Genomic DNA, 10,216 nt, shown 5'->3' on the forward strand with positions numbered 1-10,216 from the left:
GCGCCGCGATCGCGCGCACGTCGATATAGGTGCTCACCACTTCTGCCGCGATCGTCAGCCGCGCTCCGGCGAGCCCCGCATCCGCAGCCCCGGCCTCGGCCCGCGCTGCCCGCGTGCCTGCCGAAAGCCGCCCGAACAGATCGAGCTCCCACGAAGCCGCACCATTGAGGCCATATTGCTCGACCGTCCGCTTGAAGCCGGGAAAGCGCGAGAACGCGCGGCCTTGCACATCCTCGATCGACAGCTGCCTGAACCCCGCCGAGCCATCGAGCGAGGCCTGCGGCAGCATTGCGCCCTTGGCCGCTTTCAATCCCGCCGCGGCCTGCTCCAGCCGCGCCGCCGCCGCCGCGATATCAAGATTGCCGGCCAGCGCCGCGGCGACGAGACGGTCCAGCACCGGATCGCCGAAGCTCTGCCACCAGCCCTCCGCCAGCGGCACGGCGTCGGCGGCTGCGGGTGCATTGCGGAACGCCTCAGGCAGCGCGGGCGGGGCAGGCAATTCGCGCGGCGCGGCAAGTGCAACCGGCGCGGCGCCGCCCAGCAGGAAAAGTGCCGCAGTTCCAACAAGAAAGGCCCGCATAGGAAGAGTCCTTGACCGATGAATGATGAAAGAATATATCCTTTTTCATGAAAATCAACCCAGCCGTTTCAGAAAAGCGAAAGGCAGGCCGGCCCAGTGTCGACCGGCGCGACGAGATTCTTGACGCCGCCGAACGCTTGTATGACGCACTGGGATTCGAGAAAGTGACGGTGACCGACGTCGCCCGCGCACTCGGCATGTCACCCGCCAATCTTTATCGCAGCTTCGCCAATCGCCAGGCGATCGACGAGGCCGTCACCAGCCGCACGCTTTCCGCGGTGGAAGATGCCGCCTGGCAGGTTGCACGCACCGCCGCAACCGATCCGATTGCCGCATTCGAGCGGCTTTGCATGGATATTGCACTGAAAATGCGCGATATTCTCTTTGAGAGTGGGCGCTCCTGCGATCTCTGCCTTGCGGCCACGCGCGGCAATTGGCCGCCGGTGCAGCAATTCATGGATACGCTGCGCGGGCTCATCCGCCACGTTATCGCCGAAGGCCAGCGCCAGGGCGTGATGCGCGCCGATCTCCCGCTCGAGCAGACCACAGCCGCCGCCTTCACGGCCATGGCCAAAGTCTGGCACCCGGTCATGCTCGATACTTTCGGCGTCACCCACTTGGAAGCCGAGACCGCCGGAGTCGCGCAGCTCTTGCTCGAGGCACTCAAAACGAAAAACTGAAAAGCGAAAAGATTTTTCATCTTTTCAGGAAATGAGCCAGTGCGTATAGACGAGTCGAATGCGCCCCGAGGGGCCCGGAGACTCACATGCAAAGCCGCATCACATCCCGCTTGCCGCTCCTTGCCGCACTCGCCGGCACCGCCCTCGTCGCCGCCTGTTCCGGCACGGCATCCGAAAGCCCGAGCGAACCGCTCGTCGCCACCGCGCTGGCGCAAGGCGAAGGCGGCGCTGACAGCGGGGCAAGCGGCGATGCCTATACCGGCACCGTCCACGCCCGCACCGAAAGCACGCTGGCTTTCCGTGTTCCTGGCAAGATCGCCCAGCGCCTCGTCGATGCCGGTGCCCATGTCCGCGCCGGCCAGCCGCTTTTCCGGCTCGATGCCAGCGATCTCGGCCTTGCCGCCTCGGCCGCCGCCGACAAGGTTCGCGCTGCCGAAGCCGATGCCACGCGCACTGCGGCAGATGAAGCACGCCTGCGCCCGCTCGTCGCCACCGGCGCGATTTCCCCCTCCACTTATGACGGCGCCCGCGCCGCGCGCGATGCCGCTGCCGCCACCCTTGCGGCTGCCCTCGCCGCCGCGGCCAATGCCGCCAACGAACGCGGCTACGCGGTGCTTGTTGCCGATGCGGACGGCGTCGTCACCGAAGTCCTTGCCGAGGCCGGACAAGTCGTCGGCGCCGGAACCCCCGTCCTGCGCCTTGCCCGCAGCGGCGCGCGCGAAGCCCTCGTCGCCGTGCCGGAAACCGCGCTGGCAGTCTTGCCGAAGTCTGCGCAGGCCACGGTCTATGGCCGCAGCGCGCCCGTCACCGCCACCTTGCGCGAGGTGGCCGGAGCCGCCGATCCGCTCACCCGCACGTTCGCCGCGCGCTATGTCCTTTCTGGCGCGCCGGATGACGCCCCGCTCGGTGCCACCGTCACCGTGCGCCTGCCCGGCACCGCTTCGGGCAGCAGCCGCATCCCGCTCGGCGCATTGGTCGATCTCGGAAAAGGCCAAGGCGTCTGGGTGATCCAGCCCGACCGCAGCGTCCGCTTCCAGCGCGCCCAGCCGCTGCGCCTCACCGAGGAGGAAGCCATCCTCCCCACCGCGGCTCTGCCACCCGGCACCCGCGTCGTCGCGCTCGGCGGCCAGCTCCTCCACGCCGGCCAGAAGGCCCGCCCTGCTGAAGGAACCAAGCCGTGAAGGGCCCCAATCTCTCCGCCATCGCGGTAAAGGAACCCTCGGTCACGCTGTTCCTGCTGCTGGCCGCCATGGCCGCCGGGATCTTCGCCTTCTTCCAGCTCGGCCGCGCCGAAGATCCCAGCTTCACGCTGAAAGCGCTCACCGTCACCGCGGTCTGGCCCGGCGCCACCGCGCGCGAGATGCAGGATCAGGTCGCCGACCGGCTTGAAAAGCGCATCCAGGAACTGCCCTGGAACGACCGGATCGAGACGCAGGCCCGCCCTGGCCTCGTCACGCTCACCGTCGTGCTCAGCGACAAGACGCCGCCCAAGGACGTGCCCGAAATGCTCTATCAGGCGCGCAAGAAGATGAGCGACGAGGCGATCAATCTCCCGCGCGGCGTGATCGGCCCGATCGTCAACGACGAGTATTCGGACGTCTATTTCTCGCTCATCGCCATTCAGGCGAAAGGCCTGCCCCACCGCGCGCTGATCGAGCGGACCGAGGCGATCCGCAGCCAGCTCCAGCAAGTTCCGGGCGTCAAGAAGGTCTCGCTCATCGGCGAGCAGCGCCCGCGCATCTATGTCGAGCTGTCCAACCGCAAGCTCGCCACGCTCGGTCTTGGCGCCGATGCCGTGCTCAATGCGCTCGCCAACCAGAACCTGATCCAGCCGGCCGCCCAGTTCGAAACATCCTCGCGCCTTGTTCCGATCCGCGTCACCGGTGCGTTCGACGATCTCGATGCCGTGCGCGCCACGCCGATTTCCGCAGGCGGCCGCGTCGTGCGCCTGGGCGACATCGCCGAGGTCAAGCGCGGCTATGAAGACCCGCCAAGCTATCAGGTGCGCCATCAGGGGGGCGAGGCCGTCATGCTCGGCGTCGTCATGCACGAGAACTACAACGGCCTCGTGCTCGGCGAGGCGCTGAGCAGCAAGCTGGACGAAGTGCGCGCGCAGCTGCCGCTCGGCCTGACCGTCGCCGAAGTCGCCGATCAGGCCGCCAATATCGAGGAAGCCTACGGCGAATTCATGCTCAAGTTCGCGGTCGCGCTCAGCGTCGTCATGGTCGTCAGCCTCATCGCGCTCGGCTGGCGCGTGGGCATTGTCGTGGCGCTCTCGGTCCCGCTGACGCTCGCCGCCGTCTTCGTCATCATGCTCGCCACCGGCCGCCAGTTCGACCGCATCACCCTGGGCGCCCTGATCCTCAGCCTCGGCCTCCTTGTCGACGATGCGATCATCGCGATCGAGATGATGGTGGTGAAGCTCGAGGAAGGCATGACCCGCATCGAGGCCGCCACCTTCGCCTGGGGTGCCACCGCCGGACCGATGCTCGCGGGCACCATCGTCACCATCGTCGGCTTCCTCCCCGTCGGCTTCGCCCGCTCCACCGCGGGTGAATATGCCGGCAACATCTTCTGGATCGTCGGCTTTGCCCTCCTCGTCTCGTGGATCGTCGCGGTCTATTTCACGCCCTATCTCGGGGTGAAGCTGCTGCCCGATATCAAGCCCGTCGCGGGCGGCCACGATGCGATCTACGACACCCCGCGCTACCGGCAGCTCCGCCACTGGGTCACCCTCAGCGTCGCCCAGCGCGGCCGGCTCACGCTGGGCGTCCTTGGCGGCATGGTGCTCGCCGCCGTGCTCCTCGTCGTTGCGATCCCCAAGCAGTTCTTCCCGATCTCGGACCGGCCCGAGCTTCTGATCGAGGTCTATAATCCCCACGGCTCCAGCCTTGTCGCTACCCGCAGCGTGGTCGAGAAGATCGAGCACGACTTGCTCACCCGGCCCGAAATGCAGGCCGAGATCCGCTACGTGAACAGCTACCTCGGTGGCGGCGCCCCGCGCTTCTTCCTCTCGCTCAATCCCGAGCCTGCCGACCCCTCGTTCGCCAAGCTGATCGTGCTGACCCACAGCCCCGCCGCGCGTGACCGGCTGCGCCTGCTCGTCCAGAAGCGCGCGGCGGAGGGCCACTATCCCGGCGCCCGCGTCCGCGCGCTCAGCCTGCTGTTCGGTCCGCCGGTGCCCTATCCCGTCGCCTTCCGCGTCACCGGCCCCGATCCCGATCAGCTGCGCCGCATTTCCGCAGAGGTCGCTGAAGTGGTCCGCGCCAATCCCAACACCGTCGCGGTCAACACCGATTGGGGCGACCGCAGCCCCGCCGTCACGCTGCAGTTCGACAACGACCGGCTGCGCCTGCTCGGGCTCGATCCCGCCAGTGTTTCGCGGCAGGTCTATGCACTGATCTCGGGCGCGACCGTCACGCAGGCCCGCTACGGGGACCGCACCACCGATGTCGTGGTGCGAACGCCGGGGCCGGAACGGCATGCGCTCGGCGATCTCGGCAGCCTCGTCATCGGCACCGCCAACGGCACCGGCGTCACGCTCTCGCAAGTCGCGAAGATCGTGCCATCGAGCGAGGACCCGCTGCTCGTCCGCCGGGGCCGCGTGCCGACGATGACCGTGCGCGCCGATATCACCAGGGGCATCCAGCCCGCCGACGTGACCGCCGCGATCCTGCCCAAGCTGCGACCGCTGATGGACAAGCTGCCCGCAGGCTATGCGATCACCGCCGCCGGTTCGGTCGAGGAAGCGGGCAAGGCCAACGAAGCGCTGGCCCCGCTGTTCCCGATCATGATCGGGCTCATGCTGCTCGTGCTCATGCTGCAGACCCGCTCGTTCCGCATGACCGGCCTCGTCTTCGCGACGGCGCCGCTCGGCCTCCTCGGTGCGATCCCCTCGCTCCTGGTTACCGGCTTCCCGTTCGGGTTCAACGCGATCCTCGGGCTGATCGGGCTGGCCGGGATCATCATGCGCAACACGCTGATCCTCGTCGACCAGATCGACAGCGAACGCGCCCGCGGGCTGGGTCTGGAAGAGGCGGTGATCGAGGCAACCGTCCGCCGCGCGCGCCCCGTCCTCCTCACCGCGCTCGCCGCTGTGCTCGCCTTCCTGCCGCTCACACTCTCCAGCTTCTGGGGCCCGCTGGCGGTGGTGCTGATCGGCGGCACGCTTGTCGGCACCGCGCTCGCGCTGTTCTTCCTGCCTGCGCTCTATGCGCTGTGGATGGTGCGGCGCTAAAGCCCTCTCCCCTTGAGGGGAGAGGGTTGGGAGAGGGGACCGTCAGGAGCGACTCACCAGGTCCCGGTGTTCTCCATGCTCGCCCACGGTTCGGCGGGCTCCAGATGCCCATCCTGCAGCAGCTCGATCGAGATGCCGTCCGGGCTCTTCACGAAGGCCATGTGCCCGTCGCGCGGGGGGCGGTGGATGATATGCCCTGCCGCCTGAATCTTCGCGCAGGTCTCGTAGATGTTGCTCACCCGGTAGGCGAGGTGGCCGAAATTGCGCCCGCCGGTGTAGACCTCCGCCGCGCTGCCATCCTCGGGCGGCCAGTTGTAGGTCAGCTCCACTTCCGCGATCCCTTCCTCGCCGGGTGCCGCGAGGAAAATCAGCGTGAAGCGACCCTTGTCGCTTGAGAAGCGGCGCACTTCCTTCACCCCGAACAGCTCGAAAAAGGCAATCGTCGCCTCGGGATCGGTCACGCGGATCATCGCGTGGAGAAACTTGGTCACCGTAGTGTCTCCTTGTTCATTCAAACTCGGTTCATCGACAGAATCGCACAGTTCATCGCAGGGCGAGACGCCCGACAGGGAGACCATGCCGTGACCTCTACCGATAGTGAGCCTGCCGCCGATTCCCAATCGTTTCTTTCCCGCCTCACCCCAACCGGCTGGCAGCGCCCGATGCTGGCAACTGCCGGCGTGCTCGCGCTCGGCATGGTCGCAGGCGGCTATCTGCTGGGTGACGGCCTCCGCCGCAGCCGCGAGGCGGACCGCGCCGTCACCGTGCGCGGCCTTGCCGAACGCGAAGTCACTGCTGACCTCGCCACCTGGACCATCGCCTATTCCGCCACGGCTGAGGACATGGGCAGCGCGCAGGCCAGCGTCGATCACGACAGCCAGGAAATCCGTGCCTTCTTCGCCGGCCTCGGCTTCCCCGCCGAAGCGCTCCAGCCCACCGGCGTCAACGTCAGCACCAGCACCGACAACGGGATAACCCGCTTCACCGTGCGCCAGCGCATGGCGCTGCGCACCACCGACATCAAGCGCGCGCAGGATGCGGTGAAGCGCCAGTTCGATCTCGTGCGGCGCGGCGTGATGCTCGAGGAAGGCTCCGGCATGGCCTATACCTTCACCGGGCTCGACAAGATCAAGCCCGAGATGGTCGCGGCCGCGACCAAGGACGCGCGCCGCTCGGCCGAGCAGTTCGCGCAGGACAGCGGCACCGGCGTCGGCGGCATCAAGAACGCGACGCAGGGCTATTTCGAAGTCACCGCGCGCGATGGCGATGGTGGCGGCGGCTGGGGCGTGTCGGATACGCCGTTCAAGAAGGTCCGCGTCGTCACCACGATCGATTTCTACTTGCGCTGACAACACCGCTGCAAACGCCCCTCCCCAGCGGGGAGGGGCGTTTGCGAGCAGGACACGCGCGCCGAACCCGCGACGCGGCACAGGCCGCTCTCGCTCCGGCACAGCTTCGTGCCCACCGCTGAGGCAACAAGCGCAAGGCTCTTATACTTTGCGGTAATCCCGAGTGTGTAATCGAGGAAGGGTTTCGGATGGTCGAAGCCCCCGCAGGTGTGTGTGAGGTGCGCATGGATGTTCAGCCCAGTACCCGGGATCGCCCCGCGCGACGCGCCGTGGCCGTGGCGGCCGAACGGGCAGTTGCCGACTCATGCTGCACCGCACAAATTCACACCAACGGCTGGTCGCGGCTTTCCAACGCTCTGCTGCAATTCCGCCCCGCGACCCCCGGCGCCCTTGTATGAGCGTCCGGCAGGCCCATATATCTTTCGTCAGGCCCATCACTAATGCTTAAGCTGTTGCGTTCCTTCCTAGAATCGCGTCCCGTCTCCGAGGTGATCCCTGCGGTGCCGGAGGGCGAGAGAGTCTACGCCATCGGAGACATCCATGGCCGGTACGACTTGCTGTGCCGGATGATCGCGCGGATCGAGGCGGACGAGGTCGGCCGCCCCGCGGCGGATACCACTGTCATCCTCCTCGGCGATCTCGTCGATCGCGGGCCCGACAGCGCGAGCGTCATCGCCACCGCGCGCGAATGGGCCAAGCGCCGCCGTGTGCGCATTCTGGCCGGCAACCACGAGGAAATGTTCCTCGGCAGTTTCGAACGCGACGACACGCTGCGCCATTTCCTCCGCCATGGCGGGCGCGAGACGTTGCTGAGCTACCCCATCGAACCGGACGTCTACAGCCGCGCCACGCTCGAGGAACTGCGCGCGATCATGCACGAGGTTGTCCCCGCCGAGGACATCGAGTTCATGAAGTCGATGGAAGACCGCATCCAGATCGGCGACTACGTCTTCGTCCACGCCGGGGTGCGCCCCGGTGTCCCGCTCGAGGCACAGAAGGTTTCGGACTTGCGCTGGATCCGCGGTGAATTCATCGAAGGGCCGGAAACCCGCGATTTCGCGGTCGTCCACGGCCACACGATCCTTGAGGCGCCGCACGTCTCGCCCCTGCGCATCAGCCTCGATACCGGCGCCTATGCCTCGGGCCTGCTGACCGCCATCGGCCTCGAAGGCACCGCGCGCTGGCTGATTTCGGTGCAGGGCGAACCGGCGGCCGAAGCGGCCTAATCTTCGAACAGCACCGTCCGGACGGCCCCGTCCGCGCGGTAGACCGGCGCATCCCGGCTCACTTCATACATCCGGTTCCAGGCCGCCGTCAGCCCGAGGCCGACCAGCGCGTCGCGCATCTGCGCGTAATAGGTGTGCTGGAAATGCGCGACGAGCGAGGCATGGTCCTCCCACAGCTCATGCACGGTAACCCGGTTGGGAACGCAGGGGTCTGCCGCGAAGCAGTATTCGAGGCAGCCCGGCTCCTCGGCGCGCGTCTTCCACTGGATCGGCCCGGTCAGCCGCACGGCCTCATCGCGCGTGGCTTCGTCGGCAAACTCGAGATAGGCGTGGATGACGACCTGCGGCATGGAGGGCTCTCCTTTCGGAAGGCCACTCAAGCACAGCGCCCCGCGCCGCGCCCCTATTGATAAACGCAGGTATCGTAGTCCGCACGCACCGTGGTCACGCGCCTGGCGATCACATTGCCATGCCGCCGCGTCTGGCCGGTCGCCCCGGTCACCGCGCGCACTTTGGGCTGCGGGAAAGCCGCGGCGATCCGTGCCGCCTCGACCCGGCTCAATTGCGCCGCGGATTTCTTGTAATAGCGCTGCGCCCCGGCCTCGACGCCATAAGTCCCGATGCCCGTCTCGGCGACATTGAGGTAGACTTCCATGATCCGCCGCTTGCCCCAGATCGTCTCGATCAGCACGGTGAACCACGCCTCCAGCGCCTTGCGGAGATAGCCGCCGCCCTGCCACAGGAACACGTTCTTGGCGGTCTGCTGGCTGATCGTGGACCCGCCGCGAATGCGCCCGCCCTGCTGGTTGCGCTCCCAGGCCTTGAGGATCGCTTCCTGATCGAACCCGTGATGCTCGCAGAACTTGCCGTCCTCACCCGCAATGGCCGCGTCCACCATGTTGCGGTCGATCTTCGAGAGCGGCACCCATTCCTTGGTGATCCCGTTGGGATCGAAGATCATCGTCAGCGTCACCGGCACCGGCACGAAGCGGTAGACCACCACCATGAACACGCTGAGGAACAGGAACGCCGCCACCAGCCGCGCCAGCAGCCAGCCTGCCTGATGCAGCAGGCCGGGCCGGCGCTGCGCCCGCATGGTCCGCGGGTTCTTGAAATTGAGCAGGTCATCATCCATGCCGCGCCGATATTACCCGGCGCGCTGCCGGTGGCAATCGTTCCCGCATGCAAAAACGGCCAGGGTCGCCCCCGGCCGCCTTTGCTTTCACACCGAGCGGTCCGTTCAGGCCGTCAGCAGGTGCCGCTCGCCGGCAATGCGCTGCATCGCCTTCTGCAGCTTCTCGAAGGCGCGGACCTCGATCTGGCGCACGCGCTCGCGGCTCACGTTGTAGACCTGGCTCAGTTCCTCGAGCGTCTTGGGCTCGTCGATCAGGCGCCGGTCGGTCAGGATATGCTTCTCGCGCTCCGAAAGGCTGTCCATCGCCTCGACCAGCAGGGCATGGCGCAGATGCGCTTCCTCGGCGTCGGCCACCGTCTCGTCCTGCAGCGGGCTGTCATCAACCAGCCAGTCCTGCCACGAACCCTCGCCATCCTCGCGCACCGACACATTCAGGCTGGCATCGCCGCCCATCATCATGCGCCGGTTCATGTTGACGACTTCGGTCTCGGACACGCCAAGATCGGTCGCGATCTTCTTCACGTCGTCCGGATGCAGGTCCGAATCCTCGAACGCCTCGAGGTTCTTCTTCATCCGCCGCAAGTTGAAGAACAGCTTCTTCTGCGCCGCCGTGGTGCCCATCTTCACGAGGCTCCACGACCGCAGGATGAACTCCTGGATCGAGGCCTTGATCCACCACATCGCATAGGTCGCCAGACGGAAACCCCGGTCGGGCTCGAACTTCTTGACGCCCTGCATCAGGCCGATGTTGCCTTCGGAGATCAGCTCGCTGACGGGCAGGCCATAGCCGCGATAGCCCATGGCGATCTTGGCCACGAGGCGCAGGTGGCTCGTCACCAGTTGCGCGGCAGCCTCCGGATCGCCGTGCTCCTGATAGCGCTTGGCGAGCATGTATTCCTGATCGGCCGTCAGCACCGGGAACTTGCGGATCTCGGCGAGATAGCGATTGAGCCCCGCTTCACCGCCGCCAAGGGCAGGGACCAGCGCGGTCGATTTCTTCTCAGACACC

Annotated in this window: 10 protein-coding genes; 5 read left to right on the forward strand and 5 right to left on the reverse strand. The window is 66.8% G+C overall.

All coding sequences use genetic code 11. From position 1 onward, the window contains the following. A partial coding sequence (locus K5Q19_RS11670) for a TolC family protein (protein ID WP_292945189.1) occupies positions 1-580 on the reverse strand: 580 nt, incomplete at its 3' end. Positions 581-627: 47 nt separating this feature from the next. Here K5Q19_RS11670 and K5Q19_RS11675 point away from each other — a divergent pair. From K5Q19_RS11675 to K5Q19_RS11685, 3 genes are all read left to right on the forward strand, one after another. Beyond that, positions 628-1,260 (forward strand): TetR/AcrR family transcriptional regulator, encoded by a 633-nt coding sequence (locus K5Q19_RS11675; RefSeq protein ID WP_292945192.1) that lies wholly within the window; start codon positions 628-630, stop codon positions 1,258-1,260. 86 nt (positions 1,261-1,346) lie between these two features. Continuing rightward, entirely contained in the window at positions 1,347-2,441 is a 1,095-nt protein-coding gene (locus tag K5Q19_RS11680; RefSeq protein ID WP_292945195.1) for an efflux RND transporter periplasmic adaptor subunit, read from the forward strand. Continuing rightward, positions 2,438-5,497 carry an efflux RND transporter permease subunit gene (locus K5Q19_RS11685; RefSeq protein WP_292945197.1) on the forward strand — a complete coding sequence of 1,020 codons (3,060 nt, stop codon included), beginning with the start codon at positions 2,438-2,440 and terminating at the stop codon, positions 5,495-5,497. The genes K5Q19_RS11680 and K5Q19_RS11685 overlap by 4 nt, the downstream gene beginning before the upstream one ends. Before the next feature lie 53 nt (positions 5,498-5,550). Here K5Q19_RS11685 and K5Q19_RS11690 read toward each other — a convergent pair whose 3' ends face one another. Then, positions 5,551-5,988: a VOC family protein gene (locus tag K5Q19_RS11690; protein WP_292945200.1), complete on the reverse strand. Its 438-nt coding sequence runs from the start codon at positions 5,986-5,988 to the stop codon at positions 5,551-5,553. 171 nt (positions 5,989-6,159) lie between these two features. Between K5Q19_RS11690 and K5Q19_RS11695 the strand changes: the two genes are divergently transcribed. Together K5Q19_RS11695 and K5Q19_RS11700 are read left to right on the forward strand one after the other, a co-directional pair. Next, positions 6,160-6,846: an SIMPL domain-containing protein gene (locus K5Q19_RS11695; RefSeq protein WP_292945212.1), complete on the forward strand. Its 687-nt coding sequence runs from the start codon at positions 6,160-6,162 to the stop codon at positions 6,844-6,846. A gap of 440 nt (positions 6,847-7,286) precedes the next feature. Next, positions 7,287-8,072 carry a metallophosphoesterase family protein gene (locus K5Q19_RS11700; protein ID WP_292945203.1) on the forward strand — a complete coding sequence of 262 codons (786 nt, stop codon included), beginning with the start codon at positions 7,287-7,289 and terminating at the stop codon, positions 8,070-8,072. Here the strand turns inward: K5Q19_RS11700 and K5Q19_RS11705 are convergent. The 3 genes from K5Q19_RS11705 to rpoH all read right to left on the reverse strand — a co-directional run bounded on the left by K5Q19_RS11705 (position 8,069) and on the right by rpoH (position 10,215). Next, positions 8,069-8,422: an antibiotic biosynthesis monooxygenase gene (locus K5Q19_RS11705; protein ID WP_292945206.1), complete on the reverse strand. Its 354-nt coding sequence runs from the start codon at positions 8,420-8,422 to the stop codon at positions 8,069-8,071. The two genes, K5Q19_RS11700 and K5Q19_RS11705, sit on opposite strands and share 4 nt — an antisense overlap. A 53-nt stretch (positions 8,423-8,475) precedes the next feature. After that, positions 8,476-9,168 carry a monofunctional biosynthetic peptidoglycan transglycosylase gene (mtgA, locus tag K5Q19_RS11710; RefSeq protein ID WP_292945215.1) on the reverse strand — a complete coding sequence of 231 codons (693 nt, stop codon included), beginning with the start codon at positions 9,166-9,168 and terminating at the stop codon, positions 8,476-8,478. 144 nt (positions 9,169-9,312) lie between these two features. Further along, positions 9,313-10,215, reverse strand: coding sequence for an RNA polymerase sigma factor RpoH (rpoH, locus tag K5Q19_RS11715; RefSeq protein ID WP_292945209.1), 903 nt, complete (start codon positions 10,213-10,215; stop codon positions 9,313-9,315). Position 10,216: the final 1 nt, after the last annotated feature.

Origin of the sequence: Novosphingobium sp., from assembly GCF_019748365.1 — a bacterium.
In the GTDB taxonomy this organism is placed as follows: domain Bacteria; phylum Pseudomonadota; class Alphaproteobacteria; order Sphingomonadales; family Sphingomonadaceae; genus Novosphingobium.

Bases quoted from the DNA above. Each gene is read 5' to 3' on its own strand.
- K5Q19_RS11675 (WP_292945192.1), top strand. From the start codon at position 628: ATGAAAATCAACCCAGCCGTTTCAGAAAAGCGAAAGGCAGGCCGGCCC.
- K5Q19_RS11680 (WP_292945195.1), top strand. From the start codon at position 1,347: ATGCAAAGCCGCATCACATCCCGCTTGCCGCTCCTTGCCGCACTCGCC.
- K5Q19_RS11695 (WP_292945212.1), top strand. From the start codon at position 6,160: ATGCTGGCAACTGCCGGCGTGCTCGCGCTCGGCATGGTCGCAGGCGGC.
- K5Q19_RS11700 (WP_292945203.1), top strand. From the start codon at position 7,287: ATGCTTAAGCTGTTGCGTTCCTTCCTAGAATCGCGTCCCGTCTCCGAG.
- K5Q19_RS11705 (WP_292945206.1), bottom strand. From the start codon at position 8,422: ATGCCGCAGGTCGTCATCCACGCCTATCTCGAGTTTGCCGACGAAGCC.
- mtgA (WP_292945215.1), bottom strand. From the start codon at position 9,168: ATGCGGGCGCAGCGCCGGCCCGGCCTGCTGCATCAGGCAGGCTGGCTG.